The 24,716-nt window shown below is 50.8% G+C and carries 29 protein-coding genes; all 29 read right to left on the bottom strand.

Annotated features, from left to right (window positions below; translation table 11 throughout):
* Position 1 precedes the first annotated feature (1 nt).
* Complete coding sequence (lipB, locus tag HUU10_00470) at positions 2-664, bottom strand: lipoyl(octanoyl) transferase LipB (protein NUQ80057.1); 663 nt, start codon at positions 662-664, stop codon at positions 2-4.
* On the bottom strand, positions 661-1,395 hold the full coding sequence (locus HUU10_00475; GenBank protein ID NUQ80058.1) for an SDR family oxidoreductase: 735 nt from the start codon (positions 1,393-1,395) through the stop codon (positions 661-663). Before HUU10_00475 ends, lipB begins: the two co-directional genes overlap by 4 nt.
* Positions 1,376-2,155: an RNA methyltransferase gene (locus HUU10_00480; protein ID NUQ80059.1), complete on the bottom strand. Its 780-nt coding sequence runs from the start codon at positions 2,153-2,155 to the stop codon at positions 1,376-1,378. Before HUU10_00480 ends, HUU10_00475 begins: the two co-directional genes overlap by 20 nt.
* On the bottom strand, positions 2,152-2,691 hold the full coding sequence (locus HUU10_00485; GenBank protein NUQ80060.1) for a gamma carbonic anhydrase family protein: 540 nt from the start codon (positions 2,689-2,691) through the stop codon (positions 2,152-2,154). The genes HUU10_00480 and HUU10_00485 overlap by 4 nt, the downstream gene beginning before the upstream one ends.
* A gap of 47 nt (positions 2,692-2,738) precedes the next feature.
* Positions 2,739-3,884 (bottom strand): glutamine-hydrolyzing carbamoyl-phosphate synthase small subunit, encoded by a 1,146-nt coding sequence (carA, locus tag HUU10_00490; protein NUQ80061.1) that lies wholly within the window; start codon positions 3,882-3,884, stop codon positions 2,739-2,741.
* Between the two features lie 54 nt (positions 3,885-3,938).
* The gene (locus HUU10_00495; protein NUQ80062.1) at positions 3,939-4,784 is read right to left on the bottom strand and encodes a YihY/virulence factor BrkB family protein; all 846 of its coding nucleotides are present in this window, start codon (positions 4,782-4,784) and stop codon (positions 3,939-3,941) included.
* Entirely contained in the window at positions 4,726-5,754 is a 1,029-nt protein-coding gene (locus tag HUU10_00500) for an MCE family protein (protein NUQ80063.1), read from the bottom strand. Before HUU10_00500 ends, HUU10_00495 begins: the two co-directional genes overlap by 59 nt.
* Positions 5,755-5,757: 3 nt before the next feature.
* Positions 5,758-6,492, bottom strand: coding sequence for an ABC transporter ATP-binding protein (locus HUU10_00505; protein ID NUQ80064.1), 735 nt, complete (start codon positions 6,490-6,492; stop codon positions 5,758-5,760).
* Positions 6,492-7,253, bottom strand: a complete 762-nt coding sequence (locus HUU10_00510; protein NUQ80065.1) for an ABC transporter permease — start codon at positions 7,251-7,253, stop codon at positions 6,492-6,494. Before HUU10_00510 ends, HUU10_00505 begins: the two co-directional genes overlap by 1 nt.
* Positions 7,250-7,558 (bottom strand): hypothetical protein, encoded by a 309-nt coding sequence (locus tag HUU10_00515; protein NUQ80066.1) that lies wholly within the window; start codon positions 7,556-7,558, stop codon positions 7,250-7,252. The genes HUU10_00510 and HUU10_00515 overlap by 4 nt, the downstream gene beginning before the upstream one ends.
* On the bottom strand, positions 7,555-7,902 hold the full coding sequence (locus HUU10_00520) for a hypothetical protein (GenBank protein ID NUQ80067.1): 348 nt from the start codon (positions 7,900-7,902) through the stop codon (positions 7,555-7,557). Before HUU10_00520 ends, HUU10_00515 begins: the two co-directional genes overlap by 4 nt.
* A gap of 13 nt (positions 7,903-7,915) precedes the next feature.
* Entirely contained in the window at positions 7,916-8,119 is a 204-nt protein-coding gene (locus HUU10_00525; GenBank protein NUQ80068.1) for a hypothetical protein, read from the bottom strand.
* Between the two features lie 20 nt (positions 8,120-8,139).
* Complete coding sequence (locus HUU10_00530) at positions 8,140-8,775, bottom strand: riboflavin synthase (protein ID NUQ80069.1); 636 nt, start codon at positions 8,773-8,775, stop codon at positions 8,140-8,142.
* Entirely contained in the window at positions 8,775-9,860 is a 1,086-nt protein-coding gene (ribD, locus tag HUU10_00535) for a bifunctional diaminohydroxyphosphoribosylaminopyrimidine deaminase/5-amino-6-(5-phosphoribosylamino)uracil reductase RibD (protein ID NUQ80070.1), read from the bottom strand. The genes HUU10_00530 and ribD overlap by 1 nt, the downstream gene beginning before the upstream one ends.
* A 3-nt stretch (positions 9,861-9,863) precedes the next feature.
* Positions 9,864-11,255, bottom strand: coding sequence for a glucose-6-phosphate isomerase (locus tag HUU10_00540; GenBank protein ID NUQ80071.1), 1,392 nt, complete (start codon positions 11,253-11,255; stop codon positions 9,864-9,866).
* An 86-nt stretch (positions 11,256-11,341) separates the two neighbouring features.
* Positions 11,342-11,794, bottom strand: a complete 453-nt coding sequence (locus HUU10_00545) for a dCMP deaminase family protein (protein ID NUQ80072.1) — start codon at positions 11,792-11,794, stop codon at positions 11,342-11,344.
* Positions 11,794-12,759: an NAD-dependent epimerase/dehydratase family protein gene (locus HUU10_00550; protein ID NUQ80073.1), complete on the bottom strand. Its 966-nt coding sequence runs from the start codon at positions 12,757-12,759 to the stop codon at positions 11,794-11,796. The genes HUU10_00545 and HUU10_00550 overlap by 1 nt, the downstream gene beginning before the upstream one ends.
* Positions 12,759-13,253, bottom strand: a complete 495-nt coding sequence (locus tag HUU10_00555) for an acetyl-CoA carboxylase biotin carboxyl carrier protein subunit (protein NUQ80074.1) — start codon at positions 13,251-13,253, stop codon at positions 12,759-12,761. The genes HUU10_00550 and HUU10_00555 overlap by 1 nt, the downstream gene beginning before the upstream one ends.
* Entirely contained in the window at positions 13,250-14,764 is a 1,515-nt protein-coding gene (gene accC, locus HUU10_00560; GenBank protein ID NUQ80075.1) for an acetyl-CoA carboxylase biotin carboxylase subunit, read from the bottom strand. Before accC ends, HUU10_00555 begins: the two co-directional genes overlap by 4 nt.
* Before the next feature lies 1 nt (position 14,765).
* Positions 14,766-15,206 carry a hypothetical protein gene (locus HUU10_00565; protein ID NUQ80076.1) on the bottom strand — a complete coding sequence of 147 codons (441 nt, stop codon included), beginning with the start codon at positions 15,204-15,206 and terminating at the stop codon, positions 14,766-14,768.
* Positions 15,203-17,185 carry an ATP-dependent helicase gene (locus tag HUU10_00570; GenBank protein ID NUQ80077.1) on the bottom strand — a complete coding sequence of 661 codons (1,983 nt, stop codon included), beginning with the start codon at positions 17,183-17,185 and terminating at the stop codon, positions 15,203-15,205. The genes HUU10_00565 and HUU10_00570 overlap by 4 nt, the downstream gene beginning before the upstream one ends.
* 110 nt (positions 17,186-17,295) lie before the next feature.
* The gene (locus tag HUU10_00575) at positions 17,296-17,787 is read right to left on the bottom strand and encodes an outer membrane beta-barrel protein (GenBank protein NUQ80078.1); all 492 of its coding nucleotides are present in this window, start codon (positions 17,785-17,787) and stop codon (positions 17,296-17,298) included.
* Between the two features lie 158 nt (positions 17,788-17,945).
* On the bottom strand, positions 17,946-18,458 hold the full coding sequence (locus HUU10_00580; GenBank protein ID NUQ80079.1) for a hypothetical protein: 513 nt from the start codon (positions 18,456-18,458) through the stop codon (positions 17,946-17,948).
* A gap of 144 nt (positions 18,459-18,602) precedes the next feature.
* Positions 18,603-20,963 carry a Smr/MutS family protein gene (locus HUU10_00585; GenBank protein ID NUQ80080.1) on the bottom strand — a complete coding sequence of 787 codons (2,361 nt, stop codon included), beginning with the start codon at positions 20,961-20,963 and terminating at the stop codon, positions 18,603-18,605.
* Positions 20,960-21,448 carry a CvpA family protein gene (locus HUU10_00590; GenBank protein ID NUQ80081.1) on the bottom strand — a complete coding sequence of 163 codons (489 nt, stop codon included), beginning with the start codon at positions 21,446-21,448 and terminating at the stop codon, positions 20,960-20,962. The genes HUU10_00585 and HUU10_00590 overlap by 4 nt, the downstream gene beginning before the upstream one ends.
* A complete protein-coding gene (locus HUU10_00595) occupies positions 21,445-21,903 on the bottom strand; it encodes a GatB/YqeY domain-containing protein (GenBank protein NUQ80082.1) in 459 nt (152 codons plus the stop codon). The genes HUU10_00590 and HUU10_00595 overlap by 4 nt, the downstream gene beginning before the upstream one ends.
* Before the next feature lie 7 nt (positions 21,904-21,910).
* Positions 21,911-22,645, bottom strand: coding sequence for an AgmX/PglI C-terminal domain-containing protein (locus HUU10_00600; GenBank protein NUQ80083.1), 735 nt, complete (start codon positions 22,643-22,645; stop codon positions 21,911-21,913).
* A complete protein-coding gene (locus tag HUU10_00605; protein NUQ80084.1) occupies positions 22,630-24,291 on the bottom strand; it encodes a PP2C family protein-serine/threonine phosphatase in 1,662 nt (553 codons plus the stop codon). Before HUU10_00605 ends, HUU10_00600 begins: the two co-directional genes overlap by 16 nt.
* Complete coding sequence (locus HUU10_00610; GenBank protein NUQ80085.1) at positions 24,288-24,704, bottom strand: ATP-binding protein; 417 nt, start codon at positions 24,702-24,704, stop codon at positions 24,288-24,290. Before HUU10_00610 ends, HUU10_00605 begins: the two co-directional genes overlap by 4 nt.
* Between the last annotated feature and the right edge of the window lie 12 nt (positions 24,705-24,716).

The following is a 24,716-nucleotide window of genomic DNA, read 5'->3' on the forward strand; positions in this document are numbered from 1 at the left end:
TTCAGACTGTTAAATCGCCTGCAGGAATCAATGAGGCCGTCCGGTTAAATTCCTGTTCAAATTCCTTAATCAGATGGTAAATGACCTGATCAATGGGAATTTCCCGGGTTGTTATGGCCTGCATGGATGTCATGACTTCAGCGTTTAAACCGCAAGGCTGAATGCGGGAAAAATAAGACAGATCTGTGTTGACATTCAGAGCAATGCCATGAAAGGTGATCCACTTTTTAACGGCAATCCCGATGGAGGCAATTTTCCGGTCTCCTATCCATACACCGGTATAACCTTTTACTTTGGTGCCTTTTATTCCCCATTTACTCAGAGTCCTGATCACGATATCTTCAAGACTTCTGAGGTAAAAATCGAGATGGGTGTGAATGGCTTCCAGATTCATGATCGGATAAATAACCAATTGTCCCGGGCCATGGTAGGTTACATCACCACCCCGTTCAATTTCAATCACCGGTATTTCACCGGGATTAAGCACATTCTGCAGGGCGTCCTTTTTCCTTCCCACTGTAAACACGTGAGGGTGTTCTACTAAAAGAACGACATCATCGCTGCTGTTGTCTGAGTGGAGTTGTTCAACCAGCTTTCTCTGAAGCACAAGCGTTTCTTCATAGGGTTTTACCCCCAGATTAACAAACCGGATCAATTCTTTCACAGCAGTGCACGTCCCCCGTCAACAGTTAATACCGAACCAGTCATGAAGGTACTTTTCAGGATAACATCAATCAACCGGATCACCTCCTCGGGAGAGCCGATCCGGTTCAGCAGAGACCGGGATTTTGCGAAGGCCAGTTCTTCTTCTCCTGCTGCATCGAATGGGATGACAGTCCCGGGAGCAATGGCATTGACCTGAACAGAAGGTGCACAGGCAATCGCCAGTTGCCGGGTCAGATGGATTACACCCGACTTGGTGAGCGAATAAACCAGATAACGGGTCCAGTTCAGACTGCCTGCTGTATCGGCGATGTTGATGATGTGCCCGGTTTTCATATGTGGAATAAGAGCCTGGGTCAGGAAAAACAACCCTTTCAGGTTGATGGCAAACAGTTGTTCCCAATCTGAATCATTAACGGTCCCAAGCCTGGTTTCCCTGATCACGGCCGCATTATTAATCAGAACCACCGGCGAACCACCCGACAGGGTTACCATTTGTCCGACTGTGGCGATATAATCCTCAGCCTTCAGGTTACAGTAGTCGAGTGAAAAAAAATGAAAACAGGGGTGGTCAGCCAGGTCGAAAGGCAGTACGGGTTCCTTCTCGTGTGAAGTGCCAACCACCCGATAGCCGGAAATAAGCAAATGACGCGTGATCGCCAATCCGAGACGTCGGATTCCACCCGTTACCACGGCCACCGGCCTGTTATGATCAGTTACCTGAGAAGTCATAGATGGCAATCGCACCGGCGACACCGGCATTGAGTGAATCGATTAGTGGGTTTTTTCCGCTGATATGGATTGAAATGGCCGTTTCGGGAATCCGGGAGGCCAGCATACTGCGGAAACCATGAGCCTCATTTCCAACCAGCAAAACCAACGGGTCCTGTTGGGAACTGACAGATCTGATGGGACTTCCATCCATTTCCAGACGGTAAATGCGGTGCGAAAGTGCCAGTTGGTTCAGTAGCCCCAATTCACGGTCATCGTTCACAACCGGGATCGAAAAGCACGAGGCCGCCGTGCTTCGTATCACCTTTGGTGAAGTCCAGTCGGCACAGTCTGGTGTCAGCAGAACCGCATCCCAACCAAACCAGGCAGCCGTCCGGATAAGCGTCCCCAGGTTACCAGGATCCTGAACATTGAAAAGGCACAGAATTTTTTTTACACCGGTTTGGGAAAGCTGATAACCAGCCCACGGATTTCTGACGATGGCCACCACAGGCTGAGGGTGGCCGGTTTCGGTCAATTTTTCAAGCTGACGCAGTGTAACCAGTCTGATACAGGATTCAGGAAACGGTTTTAACCAGGAAGGCAGAGAGGTTTCCTCGCCGGGATACCAGAAAACTTTTTCGACCCACTGCGGATGCCGGGCCAGGTCTGTGATCAGATGAATGCCTTCTGCCAGAAAGGTGCCCGTTTCTTTACGGAATTTTTTCTGAAAAAGGGCGGAGGCTGCCGACAGCTCGGCTTGTGAAGCCGGGCGACTCACCCGGCTTTTTCCATTTCCAGATAGGATTTCACATAATTCTGATAGTTAAGAGAGGACTGATGCAGACCTTCGATTTCTGCCGGGGTCAGATCCCGGATGATTTTGCCGGGAACGCCGGCCACCAGAACGCCTTCAGGAACCACAAACCGTTCACGGATAAGCGTTCCTGCTGCAACGAGGGAATTTTTATTAACAACGGCCTGGTCCAGAATGGTTGCGCGCATGCCAATCAGAGCAAAATCATGTACGGTACATCCGTGCAGCATCACACCGTGGCCGATGGTCACATCATTTCCGATCAGCGTCGGAAACTGATCATGTGTCACGTGAATTATCGACCCATCCTGCACATTGGTCCGCTCCCCGATCCGGATATGGAACACATCTCCACGGATCACAGAACCAAACCACACACTGCTGCCTGCACCGATTTCAACATCACCAATGATGTAACATCCTTCGGTGACAAATACCGATGGATGGAGTTTGGGAAAGGTATTCTTATAAGGTAAAAGCCGTCCTTTCATGTACGACATGGTTTTCTCCGATTTATAAGTGGAAGGTGGTCATTCTCCCCGGGTAGTCAGGCTGGAACCATCCGGTCTTTCATCAGACTGATAAAGTCCCTGAACAGATAGTGACTGTCATGCGGCCCAGGTGATGCTTCCGGGTGGTACTGAACAGAGAAAAACGGGAGGGTCCTGTGCCGGATCCCCTCAACGGTCTGGTCATTCAGGTTAAGATGAGTCAGTTCAACTCCGGAGGGAAGGCTGTCTGTATCAACAGCAAAGCCATGATTTTGGGCGGTTATTTCAATGGCACCGGTTTTCAGGTTCTTAACCGGGTGATTCCCTCCCCGGTGCCCGAATTTCAGTTTATACGTTTTTGCGCCCAAAGCCAGAGCGGCAATCTGATGTCCGAGACAAATTCCAAAAACAGGTATGCCCGATTCGATCAGTTCTTTCACCACCGGAATGGTGTACGTAACAGCCGCGGGATCTCCGGGTCCGTTCGAAAGAAAGACTCCCTGCGGCTGATAAGACCTGATTTCTTCCAATGAAGCCGAGGAAGGCAGAACGGTGACCTCGCATCCGGTCTGATTAAGGATTCGGAGAATGTTTTGTTTGATGCCGTAATCTATCGCAACAACACGGAATCTGGTATCGGGTTGTCCGTTTTGATCATATCCGCTTAACTGATGATCGGGTTTATAAACATAAGATTCACGAGTGGTTACTTCCGAAGCCAGATCGGCTCCCACCATGTCGGGACTTTCCTTGATTTTCTGAACCAGTTCAGCAACCGGGGTATCCATGTCGTGGGTAATGAGACACCGCATGGCACCTTCATTCCGGATGGCGAGTGTGAGAAACCGTGTATCGACTCCTTCGATACCAGGAATATTGTGTTTCTTAAGAAAGTCCGGCAAGGAATGGGTGGCGCGCCAGTTTGAAACGGTTTTTGAAACTTCACGGCAGACCATTCCGGTCACATGAAGCAGGCGGCTTTCCATATCCTCTTCATTGACTCCATAATTCCCGATATGCGGGTAGGTAAAAATGATGGTTTGCCGGCAGTAAGACGGGTCGGAAAGAATTTCCTGATAACCAGTCATGGAGGTGTTAAAGACCAATTCTCCAAACCGGTCGGTGCGGGCGCCAAAAGACGTACCGCGTACTTCGGTGCCATTCTCGAGAACGAGACGGGCAGCAGGGGCCGTGGGGTTCATTTCTTCCTTTTCTGATTTGTGCAAAGAAACGATTTGGGCAGGATTTCTTCAACTTTACCGATGAGTTTTTACCACCGTGGAAGCCCATGCACCCGCAATGACCATGAGAATGGCGGTGGCATATAACCATAACAGAAAAATGAATACTGCCCCAAAATGCCCGGCGCTGGTCTGGATCGGATCCGAGAATCCGATCAGCTGATCAAGAAACAGGGTCAGTGATACCCAGACTGTTCCTGTGAATCCGGTGATCATGGCCACCCTGCGGCTTCTGAGCGGAAGCGGGGTCCCCACCTTGATCAGAACAAAAAGACAGGTCGAAACAAACACAGTCACCATTACCACCCGGTACCAGAACCAAGGATTGGCTGTCCCGTCATTCTGTCCTGCCGGGGCGAATCCAAGCAGCCAGATAAGACCGCCACCCAAGGCTCCAAGCAGCAGAATCAAGGCAATGGCCCGGCTTCGGATACGCCAGGCTCTGGTATAACCTTCCTTTCCGCAATGCTTTTCCAGAAACCTGAAATACCGGCTGATTCCTGAAGTGGATGACCAGGCAAACAGCACCACCGAGGTAACCAGAAATCCCGAAACGGGTATCTTTCCAATCAGAGGCCCCATGGAATCAAATCCGGAACGAAGCACAGGTGGAAGCCAGGAACTGAGTATGCCGATACCAGAGGCAACGGTTCCGGTATCGGCACCCAACTCGCGGTAAAGCAAAGACAGGATAAGAACGGTGGGAATGAAGGAGAGAAAAAAATGAAACGCCAGCGCCGCCGAGGTTCCCGGTATATCAAGCTGCCGGATCGAACCGGCCAGTTGTTTCAGACGTTTGGATTTACTTCCGGCGGGCCGCTTCTTCTTCGGCTTTGCGGAGGGCAGCTTCCCGTTTTTCAATGTCGAGTAATTTCTGGCTGAGGGCGTTTTTCATTTCTTCAAGTTCAAGGCGGCGTAGGGTCAGGCTTTCATCAATCCGGGTAAATTCTTCACGACTCCAATACCCCCGATCCTCGAAATAGCCTTTAAAAAACCAGTTCCGTTTCAGAGCTTCCATGTTTTCTGAAAAGGCAAACACACCATCTTCGAGTTTTTTAACAACATCAATAAACTCGGTGGTGCTGGTGCGGATATCTGCATACAACGAATCACTGGAAACCAGTTTACCCACGGTTCCCTCGCCGCGGTTGATTTTATCCATGATCTCAGATACAGACACCGATACCTGCGAAACGATCTCAGCAATTTTCCGGCTCTGATCATTGAAGGCATTAAAGGCACTGTCCACCGAAACTGCTGCACTGGAGAGATTCCGGTACAGACTTTCATCCTTCACCAGTTTTCCAAGGGTTCCCTTGCCCTTCCGGACCGAGTCGGCGATGGCATCAATGGTTTTTACGATGCTGGCAATGTCGCTGGATGCATCGTAAAACTGCCGGGTGATATCGGCAAACTTGACGGGTTCCAGAGATTGAATCATTCCGTTCCGCTCAACGGGCGGTGCGGATTCCGTTCCGGGTTCAACGATAATCAGTTTGTAGCCGACCAATCCTTCTGTTTCAATCCGTGCACGTGAATCGGTTCTCAGCAGCGGATCAAATTTGCGGCTGATCTCCATTTCGACTGTCACCTGATCCCCTAACTTCCTGGGCGGAAGAATGCTCAGAATCTTTCCGGCATTGATACCGGAAATACGAACCGGCGCACCGGTTTCGAGTCCGTTGATATCGGTAAATCGGGCATTGATAACCGTGGTTTCATCGAACCATCCCTTTCGGTCACCCAGACTGATGATTCCGACAAAGAAGACGATAAAGGCAAGGAAGACAAAAATGCCGAGCCGGAAAACAGATGCAGAAGAAAGTGCCACAGTTTACCTTTTTGCCAGACTGGTTTCGTAAAAATTCTTAACCAGCGGATGATCAGAAATTGGTAAGTTCTGAATATCACCATCAAAAACCAACTGACCATCTGCCAGCAGAATGGCCCGATCGGCCACCCTGAATGCACATGGCATGTCATGAGTCACCACCAGACCAGTGGTACCAAACCGGTGCTGAAGCGTTTTGATCAGTTCAGCGATTTCACTGCTTGTGATGGGATCGAGGCCGGTGGTTGGTTCATCATATAAAATTATGGAGGGATTCAGGATTAAAGAACGGGCCAATCCCACCCGTTTCCGCATACCACCCGACAATTCGGAAGGCATTTTTCCGATGGCCCCTTCAAGACTTACCCACTTTAACGATTCCTCCACCCTGCCTCTGATTTCGTCTTCATGAAGCATCAGATGGCGTCTCATGGGGAAAGCAATATTTTCATAAACCGACAGGGAATCATACAAGGCTGCACTCTGAAAAAGGAACCCAGTGGTCTTCCTGAATTCCTGCAGACCGGTATCCGAAAGACCAGCCAGATCGGTCCCTTCAACTAAAACCGATCCTGCATCAGGATCGAGCAGACGCACTATATGTTTGATCAGAACGGATTTCCCGGTTCCGGACTTTCCGAGGATGACGGTGGTCTCCCCTTTTCTGAAGGTTACCGTGATCCCGTTCAGGACGGTCAGATCACCAAAGGATTTGTGGACGTTCCTGAATTCAATCATCAGAAAAAGAGTAAGGAAATTTTGACGAGAACCACTTCTGCTACGATGATCAGCAGCGATCCGATCACCACGGCATTGGTGGCCGACAAACCGACCCCGACTGTTCCGCCCGTGGTCTTGTATCCGTTGAAGCAGCCAATGAATCCGATAATCAGACCGAAAACCGTGGTTTTCAGGACCCCGGGAACAATATCATCGAGTCCCAGAAACCGGATGGCTGAAGTGATGTACTCAGAAAAAGAAATCGATCGCTCGATGAGAATCCCGATATAACCGCCAAGAATGGCAATCACATCGCAGTAAATGGTCAGCAGAGGCAAGGCCAGAATGGCTGCCATGATTCGGGGAACCACCAGATAATTAAAAGAATCGACCGCAGAGACATCGAGGGCATCAATCTGTTCGGTCACCCGCATGGACCCCAGTTCAGCACCAATTCCGCTGGCAACACGGCCAGCAACCACCAAAGCAGTGATAATCGGACCGATTTCACGGATGACTGAAATGGAAATCATGGAAGGAAGCAGTGTTTCGGCGCCAAATCTGGCCAGAGTGGCATTGAATTGCATGGAGAGGACCACACCAATGGCCAGTCCCGAGATTCCGACGAGAAGCAGGGATCCGGTCCCGATGGCATCCAGTTGCAGCCAGAATTGTCTCCACTCGAACGGGTACCTGATCAGGGCCCGTCCGGTATCGCGGGCAAAGAGGGTGACTTCACCAAACCAAAAAATGAATGTACGGAATCCGGACACCGTTATTTAAGAAATCTGGAGAGAAGGGATTGGACGGTTTGTTCGTCGAAAGCACCTTTTTCGATGGTTTCTCCCAACTTATCGGCAACCATATCGAGAACCCGGGTATTTTTAAGCAGGTAGCCAACGGTTACACCCAAAGCAAGCGCAATTGCAGCGGCGGCCAACGGATTCTTGTCGACAAATCCAGTGATGTCGACCATGGGGGGGAACCCTTCCACATCCCGACGGGCTTGTTCCCTTTCTCTCAGTTCATTCTGAAGGCGTTCGATTTCGAGTTTAAGTTCGGCGGTGGTGGGTTCCTGTGTCATGTCTGATCCTGATTCCTGATAAAGGCATTAAAATTTGAACGGATGAACCTGGTAAACCAGGCAGGCTTGGCGACCAGCAGGATAAAGCCGGTGGTAAGAACAAGCATGATGTAAGCCGACACCACGTAGAGCAGAATCTGCAGGGCAAAACCAATAACCAACGCAGCCATAAAGCCGGCCAGAATCACGCCAATCACATAAAACAACCCACCTGAGCCCATAAAAAGAGCCTTGATGAGCTGATCGGCCTGTCGGTCTTCCGATTCTGCCACATACAGCCGGGCTTTCAGATCATCAATCTGGCGGACCAGATGATCATCCGGTGCTGTGACCGGGGTTTTCAAACGTGAAAACCGGCTATTTCTGAGGATCATCCTGCTTTTTGGAACGCGTCGTCATCAGACCAATCAGCAGACCGATTCCGAAGGCCGCACCGAGCACGACCATGGGTTTTTTACGGACAAACTCTCTGAAGTTTTCCAATCCATTGCTGAAGGAGGATCCCATGGGCCGGTAGGCCTCTTCGGGTTCCTGGTAATGTGAACGTTTTTTGGGGTCCATATAAAAAATCCAGTTGTCTGTTATGAACGGGTTGGGGCGACCGGAAGCCATCCTGAGAGGCGTTCCGGGTGGTTTACTAAAATATTTTCAATGTATTTTCCAAGCAGATCAAATTCAAGATTTACCCTTGAACCTGCCTGATACGATGGAAAAATCGTCATATCCATGGTATGCGGAATGATGGCTACCGTAAAGACATTGCCCTCAAGGTTGGCAACGGTCAGACTGGTCCCATCAACGGCAATCGATCCGATTTTGATGATATATGGCCTGAAGGACTCGGGAAACCGGATGTCAAACATCCAGCTGGTGCTCAGATCGGTCCGGCTGACCACTGTCCCGACGGTATCCACATGTCCCATGACGAAGTGACCGCCTATCCGTGTATCGGGCAGCAGCGGCCGTTCAAGATTCACCCGTGATCCGGTCACCAGGTCTCCCAGGGTGGTTTTGGAGAGGGTTTCTTCAATGGAAATACAGGAAAAAGTTTGTCCGGACCGCTCAATCACGGTCTGACAGCAACCATTTATTGCAATGGAATCATTCACATTCAGATCGGAAATCGTTTTAGAGGCTGATACGGTCAGTCTCCGTCCGTTGCCGATGAACTCCACTTTTTCGATGGTTCCGACTTCTTCAATCAAACCTGTAAACATCATGATCTCCTGAACCGGTAAGTTAATTTCAGATCGTGCCCTGCTGCGCTGCTCGAAACCGGTTCAAGTACCAACGCATCGGCAAGGCGATCCATTCCGGAATCCGCCCGGAAAAAAGCGGGACCGTTTCCGGTCAGTTTTGGCGCCATATAAATAATCAGTTCATCAGCAAAACCAGTCCTGATAAGCGAAGACACCAGCGTAGGTCCTGCTTCGGCCAACACCAGATGAATACCTCTGCCAAAGAGATCCTTCATCACCTGTGCCAGGTCGGCCTTTCCATTCTCCTCGTTAACCGGGATTCTTTCGCGCCCGTCATCGGGTGAAGCAGACGTGTACCACAAAGTCCTTGAAGACCAGCTATCCGAAAAAACCTGCGAGGTGAGAGGAAGCGCCGCCTTTGTATCGAGGATAATCCTCCAGGGTTGCTTCGAAATCCCTTTGAGCCGGACGGTCAGAGATGGGTTGTCTGTCCGAACCGTACCGGCACCTGTCAGGATTCCATCGTGAGCAAACCGGAGCCATTGCACATCTTCCCTGGCCAGTTCACCGGTGATCCATTTCGAGTCGCCGGTCCGGGTGGCCATGCGGCCATCGAGGGTGGTGGCCACTTTTATGGTTACCCACGGACGCCGATGCGTCTGAGCATGAAAGAATGCCCGGTTTAATTCCGCACCTTCCCGCTCCATCACCCCTGTCACCACCTCAATTCCAGCTTCTCTGAGCTGCCTGATCCCCTCTCCGTTAACCTGAGGAAACGGATCGGTATTGGCGATATACACTTTCCTAATGCCCGATTCTATGATCAACCGGGTGCAGGGTGGTGTCTTTCCCCAATGGGAGCAGGGTTCGAGATTGACGAAGAGTTCGGAGCCCCGCAGATCGGAGGGTGATTCCACCGATCCGATGGCATTCACTTCGGCGTGGGGTCCCCCAAACTGCTGATGGTACCCCTCACCGATCCTGATCCCGTCTTTAAACAGCACAGCCCCGACCAATGGGTTGGGGCTGACCATTCCGGTACCTCGTTTTGCCAGGCCAATCACCCGGCGCATAATCCGCTCTTCCCGGGTGAAAGACCCCATTACTCAGATCAGATAGGATGGATCAAACGGATAGGAAGTCTCAATCCGGTTTTTCTCTTTCTCATAACCGGGACGTCCCATCAGTGCAAAGGTTGCTTTCTTCCCTGCTTCGACGCCAGGCTGATCATACGGATCAATCTGATATAATTTACCAGACATGGCCGTTTGCAGTTCATACAGCATGATAAACTGACCAACCGTGTAGGCGTTTACTTCGGGAAGGATCAGTTTCACCACCGGACGTTCGGCATCGGCCAGCGCAATGGACGTACCGTGCAACTCAGCCCGGATCAGCTCATTCATGGTCCGGCCATCGAGGTAATCGGTTCCCGGATTGTTTTTAAACGGATTGTTGAAACGGATATCCCGCTTGTTTTTCTCAACTTCAATCAGGGTAAAGACCTTGTCATCGGGACCTTCGCAGTACAACTGCACCTGACTGTGCTGATCGGTCGGACCAACAGCTTTGATCGGAGTCTGACCAGCAAAAACCTCGTGTCCATCCAGACGGAATCGTTTTCCCAGGCTTTCTCCCCACAGCTGGGCATACCAGTCGGCCATGTAACGAAGTGTGGAAGAATAAGGCATCATGACGGAAATGGACTTGTTCATCACGTCATCATAAAGAAAATGAATCAGTGAATTCAGGTAGGCCGGATTTTGGAACAGGTCGGCCTGGGAACAGCGTTTTTCCATATCGCCCGCACCACGAAGCAATTCATCGATATCGATCCCGATCAGGGCGGAAGACAGCAATCCTACATCGGAAAGAACGGAGAAACGACCGCCGACTCCTTCTGGAACCACAAATTTTTTCAGATTCAGTTCATTGGCGATATCGAGCAGGTAGCCTGCCTTTGCATCGGTGGTAGCCACCATGTGATCGGCCGCTTTGTCACCCAACTTCTGCTTCAGCACTTCCCAGACATACAGAAATTGCGACATGGTCTCGGCGGTACCACCCGATTTTGAGATCACGTTAAACAACGTCTTGTTGATGTCGATTACATCAAACAGATCGAGAAACCAGTCCGGATCAACGTTATCGGTTACAAACAACCGCAATCCACCCGGATTTTTAATCTGCTGATAGGAATGGGTCAGCGCAGAAGCCAGCGCAATGTTACCCAGAGCCGAGCCTCCGATACCCAGGACAACCAGCGTATCGAATTTTCCCTGAACTGATGATTTGAATGATTTGATATGTTCGGTGGATTGATAAGGCAATTCCTGAAACCGGATTTTGCGGGCCTTCTTCTCGGCGGTGATTTCGTCGTGGTATTTTGAAATCAGGGGCTGAAATTCCTGCAGTTTTGAGATATGGAGCAGGTGTTTGACTTCAGGATCGTGAGAAACAGCCAGATTCACATCCAGCCGGATGGCATTTGAACTCATGTATTGGGATTCCTTTGAAAGAATAATCCCAAATTTAAAAAAAAGAGATCAGAATCGCTAAGTAATCAGATGGAATTCCGGCCGGATCAGGTCACCTGAATCAATTCAATCGGTGAACCGTCGGTTAAGGCCTTAATCCGGTCAATTTTGTAGGGTTTGCGGTAATAGACCCGCTGGATTCCGCAATTGATCAGGGTTTTAAGACAGTGATAACAGGGTGAAGCAGTGATGAAAATATCGGCACCGTCGATGGAGGTCCCGTTCTTGGCTGCCTGGGTAATGGCATTGATCTCGGCATGAATTGTCCGGAAACAATTCTCCTCAGCAGCCCCTCCCGGATCGGTTGTGGTGTAAATGAGACAGCCGACATCGGTACAATGGGGGTGACCTTTCGGACTTCCGTTGTAACCCGTAGCCAGAATGGACCGGTCCCGGACAATCACCGCCCCGATTTTGGCCCGGTTACAAGTCGATCGTTCCGATACCATTTCTGCAATACGAAGGAAGTATTCCTCCCACGATAAACGATTGTCTGACATTAAGATAGAACTCCCTGTTTCATGTACCAGTCCAGAGAATCTTTCACTGAAATCCGGATTGGTCTGTAGGTAAACTGAAAGGTACGGGCGGTCTCTGATCCATCGAACCAGAAATAATACCCGGAGAGCCGTCCCTTTTCAATGGTCAGCGGCAGGCGTAAGCCCGTTACCGAACTGATCAGTTCGGCTCCATATCCCAACGCAAGATTCAGCCAACGGGGTAAGATCACTCGTCCCCGCCTTCCGCCAATCAGGTCAAGGTAGCCCGCATAGGTCGTTGTTTCCGCAGACAGCACATATCTGGATCCGGGAACGCCTCCGGTCAGTGCCATGACCGATACATCGGCCACATCTCGCACATCCACCACCGATACACCACCGGCAGGTGAAACGGGCAAAGGGGCCCTTCCCGCTTTGAAATGCGACAGATTCGACCGGTGAATATCACCGGGACCAATGACATTGCCCGGACTCAGAATGATGGTTTCCAATCCTTCGTAGAAACCCCGCATCACTTCCTGGTCAGCCAGATACTTGGTGATGGAATAGTTTACCCGAAGAGATTTCAGGTTGTAAGGATAGGTGGGTTTGTAAAAACCGTGGACCGGACTTGCTCCCAGCGCCGCCACGGTTCCCACATGAATCAAACGTTTTACGCCGGACAGCTTACAGGCAAGAACAACCGACCGGGTTCCCATGGTATTTGTTTCGAACAGACGGGCCTTGTCACGCTTTCTGAAAGAAATCAGTCCGGCAGAATGAATCACGGCCTCATGACCAGCCATGAGGTGTGTCAATTCCTCCGGATCGGTCAGATGGCCTCTGACTTCCCTGAAAGTAAAACCGGGAATGGGTTCCACAGCCCGGGAATGCACCAGCACGGTAACCTCATGCCCGTCTGCCAGCAACCGGCGTAGAATCTGGTTTCCGATAAATCCGGATGCACCTGTAAGAAAGACTTTCATCAGTGAATCACCAGTAAAGTGGTTCCCCGTTCAACAGTCGCTCCTTCAGCAACGTGAACCGTTTGAATGGTTCCGCTTGCCGGCGACCGGATGTCATTTTCCATTTTCATGGCTTCAAGTACCAGCAACGGATCTCCCTTGGTCACCCGCACACCGGCCGATACATGAAGTTTAGTGACATGTCCCGGCATGGGGGCGGTTACCGTCACGGCCCCGTGTGTGTCTGAGCTGACTTTTTTCATCCGGTTGACCAGCTGATCCCGCTCGTTCGCAACGTTTAACCGGAACTGGTGATTTCTGTAAACCAGATACAACTGGTCCAACCGCTGATACAATTCAAAAACGTAGCTGCGGGTACCGATGATGGCCGAATACCGGTTGGCATCCAGCGGAACCAGATCGATGGATTGGAGGTCACCCGGTTCGCTCGTTTTAAGAAACCCGGTTACAGTGAAGGAATAGACTTTATCCCTGATGGTTACCAGATAGTTCATGGATACCTCCGGCGTGTTTTCCAGAGTGAAACCGATCCATCAGAAGAAAGGGGCTGACTGTTAGACAGCACCGGCGGTTCCTTTCGGGCAAACCAATGGCAGGCATTCAAGCCAGCAACTGCAAGAGCTTTCAGTATGCCTTCTTCATTGATTTCGATGGAATCCGGGTTAAAATAGGTTTGAATAAAATGGGTGGTGGCCTCACCGCGCTGATAGACTTCATGCTGCATTACGAACTGACAGAAGGGTATCGTGGTCTGGACTCCCGAAACTGAATATTCTTCCAAGGCACGGCTCATCCGCCGGATGGCTCCATCCCGGGTCTGATCCCAGACAGACAGTTTGGAAATCATCGGGTCATAAAAGACCGTAACCTCCATACCATCCACAATTCCTGAATCGACCCGTATCCCGGGCCCGGATGGAATCCGGTGAAGATGCACACGACCTGTATCGGGTAGAAACTGGTTCATGGGATCTTCGGCATAAATCCGGCACTCGATGGCATGTCCGCGAATGGTCAGGTCCTCCTGACGGAAGGCCAGCGGTTCTCGGTTGGCGATTCGAATCTGCTCACGAACCAGATCAAGCCCGGTGATCCACTCGGTAACCGGATGTTCGACCTGCAGACGGGTATTCATTTCAAGAAAGTAAAACTGCTGGTTTGAATCGAGCAGAAACTCGACTGTTCCTGCCCCGGTGTAATTGCAGCGACGGGCCACTTCCACAGCGGCTGCTCCCATCCGTTGTCTCAGGTCAGGCGTCAGAACAGGACTGGGTGCTTCCTCGACCACTTTCTGATGCCGCCGCTGAATAGAGCAGTCCCTTTCGAACAGGTGGACAATGTTTCCGTGTGAATCGGCCAGAATCTGAAATTCGATATGCCGGGGCGAGGTCAGGTATTTCTCGATGTAAACCCTGTCATCTCCGAAGGCATTTCGTGCCTCATTTTTAGAAGCAAGAAATCCCTTTTCCAATTCCGATTCTGATTGAATGATCCGCATTCCCTTTCCGCCACCCCCGGCCGAGGCTTTCACAAGAACCGGATAGCCGATTGAGGCAGCGATTTTTACCGCTTCTTCCAACGATGGGATGGCCTCCCGGGTACCCGGTGCCAACGGAACCGACGTTCCGGTCAGAGCTTGTCTGGCGGAAGTTTTATCTCCCATCATCCGGATGGATTCAGGTGAAGGCCCGATGAAGATCAGTCCTGCTTTGCCCACAGCCTCGGCAAAGGCAGCATTTTCGCTTAAAAACCCGTAGCCGGGGTGAATGGCATCTGCGCCGGTCCGCCGGGCAGCATCAAGCAGTTTTTCCACCACCAGATAGCTGTCAGCAGACTTCTCACCTCCCAACGGAATGGCCTCATCGGCCATTCGGACGTGAAGAGCGGTCCGGTCTGGTTCCGAAAAAACAGCGACGGTTTCCAGACCCATCTCGTGGCACGTCCTGATGATGCGGACCGCAATCTCCCCGCGGTTGGCAATCAGGACTTTTCTGATGGGAGGCATGTTAAAGCACCTTTCCAAGGAAAAAGACGATCAGGGCCAGCAAAAATCCCGATCCCAGACTCAGACCCATGAGAAAACCATCCAGGTCGGCCAGCCCGCGACCGAATCCGACAAATACATCCAGGATCAGAATCAGACCAAATATGATGAAATAGACTCTCATGGAACGCGAAAAGACGGTTGCGGCCGGTACCCGGTTGAACCGGATTTTCCACAACAGAAAAATGAAGATACCCGCCCCAAATGCAGCCATGGACATGTGAAAGCTGATCAGAACTGAAAAACGAATGGTTCTGGTAACGACATCATCAAAACTGAAAGCATCCATACTGTGCTTAACAACCAGCGTCAGAATGGTCAGCACGCCCATAAGAATCAGGGCGGAATAGAGTTTTTCCCACAAATCGACATCAAAAGCAGGTTTTTGTTTCGCTGGTTTCATTCGGTTAATCCTTTCGGGGGTTCAGGGTCTCCGGTTTCGAGCACCCAGGATTCGGTCAGGTTCGCTGGCAAGGAATCAATAAACCGGGATGGCCGGCTGAAATAATCATTGAATTGACGGTGGTACTGTACGGCTGGATAAACCAGATACAGTTCTTCCCTTGCCCGGGTCACAGCCACATAAAACAGCCTCAGTTCTTCATCGAGTGATTCCTGATCATCCAGACTGAAGGTGGATGGAAGGACCCCATCGAGCACATCCATCAGAATCACTGTATGCCATTCCAGTCCCTTTGAGGAATGAATGGTGGAAAGAATCAGCGGGGGTTCATCGGGGGTGGTGGCCAGCGTATCAGTCTGGGAAAAATCGACCGGTTCCAGCGCCAGATGCATCAGAAAATCCTGGGTATCTCTGAAAGTGGAGGCAATGGCCTGAAAAGCATCCAGATCCTTCTGGCGTTTCGGATAGTCTTCAGAATAACGTTTCTCGAACAATGGCTGATAAAAGCCCGTGAGTCGTTCAATTTTATCTGAAAGTGGCTCTTCTGCAGCAAGACCCGCCACCAACCCCAGCATGCTTTTGACCTGAATGGCATACCGAGGCGAGAGTTGCAACCGGGCCGGATCGGTTTCGTTTTCGAGCTGCTGCAGAATGGTTTCGGCATTCTTTGGACCGATTCCATCGACCATGGTGAGAATGCGGTTCCAGGACACAATGTCTTTCGGATTCACCGACAGGCGCAAAAAGGCAATCAGATCTCGGATGTGGGCCGATTCGGAAAACTTATTTCCTCCCCGCTTTTCATAGGGGATCTGATGGGCATTCAGTTCCAGTTCGAGCGAATAGGAGTTTCTGGCATTGCGGAAAAGGACCGCTATCTGATTAAGTCCCACGCCCGATTCACGCAGATCGAGGATTTTGGATACGATAAACTGATTCTGGAAACTGTCATCGGGTGCCTGAATAATGGCCGGCAGCGTTCCTGAAGGTTTACGTGTAAATAAAACCTTGTCGAACTTCTCGGTAGCCTGCGCCATGACCGCATTCGCCACATCGAGAATGGATTGGGTGGACCGGTAATTTTCTTCGAGTTTGTAAACCGCTGCCTGTGTGAATCTGACAGGAAACTCCAGAAAATTCTTAAAATCGGCTCCGCGGAATTTATAGATGGACTGGGCATCATCGCCCACTACCATGAGATTCCCGGTTTTTCCGGCGATGGCTTCGACCAGATCGGCCTGTACCGGATTGGTATCCTGGTATTCATCCACCAGAATATGGCGATACCGGTTGTGAAGGGTTTCACGAACCGATGGTACCGTTTCAATGAGATCACGGGTCAGAAAAAGCAGATCGTCATAATCGGCCAGTGCAAACCGCCGTTTCATGGTCTGATAGTCCTGAAACAGTTTCACAATCAGTTCCAGAGTGGGAACGAACTGCGGATAATCGCGCGACACCAGTTCATCCAGCGGTGTGTGGGTATTCCGGTGTGTGGAAAACAGATCGAAAAGCGTGGCCTTTTTGGGAAACCGCGTTTTTGGGAAATTTTTCAGCAAGCCACTGCGGATCACATCGATCCGGTCTTGCGCATCGGGCTGATCCAGAATGGTAAATCCGGGCGGATAGCCGATGGAACCGCCAAACTCCCTCAGAATCAGGTTACAGGTGGCGTGAAAGGTTCCTCCTGCGACCGGACGGGGGGTCGTCACCAGTTGAGCCACCCGGTTCAGCATCTGATCGGCGGCCTTACGGGTAAAGGTCAGTAGCAGGATCTGGTCGGGCCGGTTTTCACGTGCAATCAGCCAGGCCACCCGGTGAACGAGGGTATTGGTCTTACCGGTACCTGCACCGGCAATAATCATGGCAGGACCGGTTCCATGACAAACAGCAGCCGCCTGTTGCGGATTCAGTCCGGCGAGCAACGTCTCGGTTTGCGGGGTCTGGCGTACATCCGACCGGATCCGGTATGTTTTCATTTGCATCCGGCGAAATTAAGACGGGAACGGTGAGAAAACGAACAGTCGAAAGGGGTATAAATGCAAAAGTCCGGCAGAACCGGACTTTTGCGGGGAACAAAGCGAGGCAATCAGTTCAGATAGAAAATCAGACCAACACCTGAGTTTTTTGTACCCAGAGAACTGGAATCACCACTGTCTCCAGAGAGAGAAGTGTAGGAGAAGGCAACTTCTCCATATACACCCAATTTAGCATTCAGGGCATATTGGAAGCCAAGTAATCCTTTGAAATCCATTTCTGAATCTGATGTTTCAGGTTTGTCAGTCGACTTGGCAACATAACTGAATCCGCCACCAACATACATGCCCATTCCATCGGCATTGCTCAGATAGTAAAGTACATCAGAACCTACCGTAAATCTTGTGGAAACAGTTGTACCATTGTCATTTGAGGTATATCCAAGACCCGGGCGAAGAGCAAGCATATCACTCAGGTGGTAAGTAACCGCGATATTGCTTCCACCGCCGCCATAAGCAACGTTGAAACCATATTTACCGGCCGATTGGGCAGTTGCAACAGATGCTACAGCTACCAGTGCGAGGACAAAGAGAACTTTTTTCATTACAAGACTCCGTTTTGTTTTGGTTTTTGGGTTATCCGTTTTTTAATCGGACATACCAATTTAGTAACAATACGGTAATAGTGCAAGAGGGTCAGACAGGAGGGAAAAAGAGGTCCGGAAGGAGGCATCCCCTTCCGGAAAACAATTACGAAGTCAGATCAGAGTTTATACTGAACACCGACTTTGATCAGTGCCAGACCGAAGCCGAGTTCAACATTGGCAGCCAGGTTAGGCATGAAATAGTAGTTCGCACCTGCAGCGATATCATATCCGAAGCCACCAATGGTAGGCTCGGTAGGAGCAGTACCGCTTCCCTGATAGTCCCATGAACCGATGATCATGGCAACGCCAGCTTTACCATAGGTATCCAGATTGGCCATTTTGAGGAAATCTTTGTGGTAAATACCATAGACGCCGATTTGATAGAAGGTCAGGTCCCACAAACCAGCGGTGTATTCATAACTGGACATAGCAGCTGCAGCACCGATACCAATTTCTTCAGACCAGCCATATTCACCGCTGACCCAAAGAGGGTTTCCACCGAGAGTAGCAGCAAGACCAATACCACCAGCAACGGCGATCTGTCCTTTTTTGTAAGATTCGCTGGCCTGAGCCATGACCGAAGAAGCTCCGATGGCGAGAGCAAGAAGGAGAAGGGCAACTTTTTTCATATCAATCCTTTTGGTTAGTTTTAAGAGGCAATACAAAGGTACATACACGCACAGTGTGTCGTCATCACCCCAAAGGGTGATCCTACCGACCCGATAAAAATAAGCGAGCCATATTTAGAATCAAATAGCCATAAAAGCCACTTTTTATCTGAAGGTCACCACCGTGGCACCCGTGCTTCCTTCATACCATTGAGCCAGTTCAAAATGGGCAACGGAGGGGGCATTTTTAAGGTAGTCATGGACGGCTTTCCGCAGTGCACCGGTTCCCTTCCCGTGAATAATCCGCAAGCTTGGTAACTGTTTTGCAATGGAATCAGCAATAGCATAATCCAGCCGATCCAGCGCTTCATGTACTTTTAATCCGATCAGGTTGATTTCGAACTGCACATCACCCGCCAGAGGCGGAACCTGAACCTGGGACGAAACCGGTCTGGAAGCTTTCTTACCCACCGGAACCAATTCTTTCAGAGGTACTTTTAACCGGAAGGTTCCGGCAAGAACCGTCGCGATTCCGGAATTGATGCTCAGAATTTCTCCCGACTGACTGCCACCACGGATGGTAACCGCCTGTCCGACCACAAAGGCGGAGGCAGGCACTTCGGGTTGAGAAAGAACATCAGATTCGGCAGCTGATTCGATGATCTGTTCCAGTTCCCTTCTGCTTTTCCCAAGATCGGAAGGTTTTTGCTGTTTCAAGGTATCCAGTTGCTGCCAGATGGTTCTGCGCAGCTCGTCGGATAGCTGACGGAATTCAGAGGTCAGCCTTTTTCTGATTTCCTTCGCTTCCTGCTCAGTCTCCCGCTTTTTCCGTTCCAGATCGGATTCAATCTGTCGAATACGCGATTCCTGTTCCATCAGATGGCGGCGATCTTCTGCCAGTTTTTCCAGTTCGCTTTCCAACTGCCGGGCCAGTTGACTGGTATCTCCCGACTGAAGCGAAAGCCGGTTCCGGGCCCGAGAAACCAGACGGTCACTCAATCCCATCCGGCTGGCCAGTTCCAATGCATAGGAGCTTCCCGGAATTCCTTTTCTGAATTCGAATGTGGGCTGAAGGGCTGACAGGTTGAACAGCATACTGCCATTGACCACCCGGTGATCGGTCTGAGGCAGTAATTTCAGGTCCGGATAGTGGGACGTGATGATGCCGTAGAATCCGTCTGAGAGCATTTCTTCAACCAGTTCAATGGCAAGCGCCTGTCCTTCAATGGGGTCGGTTCCCGAGGTGATTTCATCAATCAGAACCAGCTGCCGTGTACCTGCAGGCACATCAAGTACCTTCCGGATGGCGCCGACATGCCCACTGAATGATGATAAATCGTCCTGAATCGACTGCGCATCTCCCAGGACGCAAACCACCGATTCACACAATGGAAAAACCGTTCCTTCCGCAGCCGGGACCGGTATTCCTGCATGAACCAGAAGCTGAAGCAGGCCCAGGCATTTCATGGCAACGGTTTTTCCGCCGGCATTCGGACCTGAAATGACAATAAACTGGTCTCCACTCTCACCAAGGGTCAGGTTCAGAGGAACCACCCCTTCCCGTTTCCCTCGTTTGTTCAGAAACAGGACCGGGTGAATGGCCTGTTGTAATACCCAACGTGGCTCATCAGCAATCTGAGGAATCACCAGGTTCAGCGGTTCCAGTGCAGATGCCCAGGCCTGGGTGACATCCAATTGGATCAGACCAGCATCAATGGCGGTTATTTCTTCCCTGAAATTCCTGACATGATGGCTCAGTTCACTCAGAATCCGGTGAATTTCCTTTTTCTCTTCACTTCGCAATTCCAGTATGTCGTTGTTCAATTCCACCAGTTCCTGGGGTTCGAGGAAAACCGTCTGTCCGCTGCCGCTGATGTCATGAATAAACCCGCGGATCCGGCGCTTGTGTTCGGCCAGAACCGGAAGAACCAACCGGCCATTCCGGATGGTGAGCTGCTGTCCGCTGAGGTAATGATTCTCGCTGAATTCCCTGAGAAGGGCTCCTGCACGTGAAGCAATGCGGTTCTCGATCACCCTTATTTCGGATCGGACGGATCCCAGAAGTCCGGATGCACGATCCGAAATGGATCCATCTGGTTCAAAGACTCGTTCGAAGCGTTTAAGCAGGTCTTTCAGCGGATCAGGCCAGGCCACCAGACCCGCCAGATCGGGATACTCGGTGCTGACGCTACGGAGTTTTCCTGCCAGATCTTCATGAACAAGAAGCAATTGCTGTATCAGGCGCAGGTCCTCTGCGGCAATCACCTTATCTCTGATCACCCAGGTTGGTTCAATGCCGGTGAGATCACACCAGTCGGCATGCCGGATCGGGTGAACAGACCTGATGAAGGCATGGGCCTGGAAAATCCGGTTCATACTTAGAAGCAGGTCCGCTTGAGAAGACGGAAAGTCGGGTGTTTCGAGTAATCGCCGGGCTGCAGGCGACTGAGAACAGGAATGGACGGTTGCCAGCAGATCGGTGAATTCGAGCTGCTGAATGGTGTGTTCAGAAACCTGAAAGGTCATGTGATGCGGATGAAAAAGGCACCTGGATTCAGGAAGGAAGTCACATAATGGTAAAAGGGACCAAACAGGACGGATTGATCAATCTGATCGCGGGAAGGCCAGTTGATGACCTGAGGCAACCAGCAGAGTATAACCAGAATGGCCCCAGATTTTAACATGCCAAGCAGACCTCCACCCACCTTGTTCATCACCCCGGAAGCCAGTGGACCATCTCCGTCGGCCAGGAATTTTCCTGCAAGGCTCACTGAAACAAAGATGACAATGAATGCAAGAACCGATCCAGCAGCGGGGTACATCCAGGCGGGTTCGGGAAGCAGTGGCCTGAGCAGATTATTAACCGAATCACCCAGATAGACCGCTGCTGCAATGGCCAGAATCCAGGAAAGAAGTCCGAAGAACTGCTTCATGAATCCGGAAAGGAAGCCGGTGATAAAACCAACTCCCATTACCACAATCAGCAGGTAATCCAGCCAGTTTAGCATCATCCGCCAAGCAGGGTTTTCAGGGTGTCCTGAACGAGTTTGCCATCGGCGCGGCCTTTAAATTCTTTCATGGCCAGAGGCATGACTTTACCAAGATCTTTCATGGAGGTAGCGCCTGTTTCTGCAATCAGTTCCTTCAGGCGTTTGGCCACCGACTCAGCCGATAATTGTTCTGGGAGAAAGGTAATCAGAATGGCCAGTTCTTTCGATTCTTTTTCTGCCAGATCGGTCCGGCCTGCTGCTGTAAACTGTTCGATGCTGTCGCGGCGCTTTTTTGCCAGGTTGGTCACCACCTGAAGTTCTTCAGCGTCACTCAGTTCGGCAGCTCCTCCCTGGCGAAGGGAAATTTCCTTTTCAAGCAACGCTGCTTTGATGGAGCGCAACGTATCCAGCCTGACCGAATCCTTCTGCCGCATGGCGTCTTTCATCTGATCGGCAATGCTCTGTCTGATGCTCATGTCTGTCCTAAAAAGTAAAGGTGTAAGTAATAGAAAATGGTTGAATGACCGACGAGTTCACCGGTCGGAATTTCCACTGCCTGACCCGGTTGAGAATACAAAGCTCTAAACTTTCATCATCTTCGGGTAACTGGGTCACACGCACATCCCGGACCGAACCATCGGGTTGAATGGAAAAGGCGATACCGACCGAAAGTGTTCCCGATTTGTTGATGCTGGTGGCCGATTCAAGACATTGCCCGATGATGGATTGATTGGAAAGAGAGATATCCCGGATCTCCTGCGCGGTACGGATACTGTCTGCCGAATCACCGCCCGAAATCCAGTCGGTGAATTCATAAGGAACTTCCACCCAGATGGGTTCGGAACCGGTTCCTTTTGGAATACGCCAGTTCTTCATCCGGCGTTTCATGCAGGTTTCCAGATCGGCACTGCCGGTTGAATTGGAAAGAAACACCAGACTGTCCAGATGACCGTCGGGAGAGAACCGCAGCCGGACTCTGATTTTTCCGCCGGTTTCGGGTACTCTGACCTTAATTGATTCGTAGCAGGTGGTCACATCCAGATTGCGTGCTCCGATCCATTCTGCCAGGAAATCGGTATCCCAGACTGCAGGAGTTGGTGCAGGAGCTGGTTCCGCAGCCGGCGGAGGCGCAGGAGCAGGAGTCTGTGTGGTTTCCCGGGGTGACGAACAGGCCAGGACGAGCAGTCCGGTCACCAGTATTTTTAAAGTTGGGGCCATTGAACGGTAATAATGGTAATGTCGTCGCTTTGTGACTCGCCGGCTGCAAAAGTCCGGATGTCGGCAAGTAACTGCTCGGTTAGTTGTAAACTGGATTCACTGCTCCATGAAGTCAGTCTTTTCAGAACTGCCGCTTCGCCGAACTCCGCTTTTTCGGGGTTCATGGCTTCGGTGACTCCATCGGTGAAAATCAGCAGGCGATCCCCCGGTCCAAACGAAACCGTCTCCTGCTCATAGGGGATGAAAGCCGGCATAACCCCTAAGATAACGCCACCAGCCGATAATTCCTTCACCGAATCCTGATGCAGCAGATAGGGTGGATTATGACCTGCATTCACGTAGGTAAATGTCTGGTTGGACAGGTCCAGAATTCCCCAGAAGAAGGTGATAAATTTATCGGAAGCCGTATTCTGATAGATAATATCATTGATACGCCGTGTCATGTCACTCAGATCGGGCGGGTACTGAAGGATGAGCCGTATCATTGACTGCAGATTGGCCATCAGAAGGCTGGCCGGAGTTCCCTTGCCTGTCACGTCGGCAATGGCCAGAACCACCCGGTCCTTATCCAGGCGGAAGACATCGAAATAATCTCCTCCCACTGCCTGGCTTGGTATATTCACGCCGTAAACATCGAGTGGCTCAAATCCCCGGAACGTCGACGGAAGCAGGTTATTCTGAATGTCACGGGCAATGGCCAGATCCTTTTCGAGTTCATTTTTCCTGAGGGCCTGACGGTAATTATCAATATTGGTACAGGTCAGCTCTAGCAGGTGTGCCAGAGACTGATAGAATTCCATGTGGGCACGTTCCTGATCCTTAAGAGCCGGATTCTGTTTCAGCACCAGAATCATTGGGTCGGGGTTTTTCAACGGAATGGTAATCAGGGTTTCTTTTCCTTCGCCGGCCAGTTGCGAGTGAACCGCGCTTCCCGGATGCCAGACACTGATATGCTTTTTCACACATTCTTCCGGATGGAACGAGGGGGCCATCTTTCCTCCCCTTCGGTAAACCTGAATCCAGTGTGGTTCATTGGCATGTTCCTGCCGGTACAGAAAAACGCCCGAGTAATGCCCTTGCCCGAGAATGGTTAATGCAAAAAGATTATACACCGATCCGGGATCCTGCAGTCCGTTCAAAGCCTGGCTGAGTTCATACAGGGTCCGGAGCTCATGTACCTTCCGGCCAAGAGCCTGACGCGCTTTTTTGACTTCATCAAACCGCACCGAACTTTCAAGCGCTGAGGCAGAAAATTCGAGAAGAGATAAAACAAATTGTTCCTGATCGGCCGACACCGGCCGGTCACCCATGGGTTTACCCAGTACCACATAGCCGGTTAACTGTCCATCAGACCGGAGGTCATACCCCTTCAATCCTTCACGGTCCACCCATTCACAGAGATCATGAAAGGTTATTGCAGAAGGCAGGTCGCTTCGGAAGTTTCCCTTCCGTGCCTGAAGAGTCATCAACTGGTCGGGAGTATCTGCATGGCTGGTAAAGACAGCTCCGCGGGTGACGAGCAGTTTACCCATGAGCGTTCTGAGTAAATGCTCACAGATGAAGGAAGGATCGGTGGTTGAATTAAACAGCCGCGAGGTTTCAAACAGCGACTTCAGGTCAATGGTTGAAACGGCTTCGGGCGTCATGACCGGATGGTTTTAACCAGTGTTACCCGATTCTGGTTGTTCTGTCGCTCATACCTCACCTCGTCCATCAGCGATCGGATCAGCTGAATTCCGAGTCCACCCCTTTTACGTTGTTTGATAAAATTGGCAAGATCCGGAGTGTGGTAATGGCTTGCATCAAATGGAACCCCCTGATCCGATATGCAGATTTCAAGGGTATTTCCTTCGAAATCCAGTCGGATGGTAATCGGGTGATTCGGGTCGTTTTTATAGGCGTGTTTGATCACATTGGTACATGCTTCATCCACGGCCAGCTGGATTTTGTAGATCTCGGGTTCCGGGCAACCAACAGCTCCGCATTCCGATTGAATAAAATCCCGGATCTGCTGAAGATTGGTGGTGGAACTGGTGATCCGAAGCTCTTTATCAGTCATTGGAAAAGAGAT

Source organism: Bacteroidota bacterium (assembly GCA_013360915.1).
GTDB lineage: Bacteria > Bacteroidota > JABWAT01 > JABWAT01 > JABWAT01 > JABWAT01.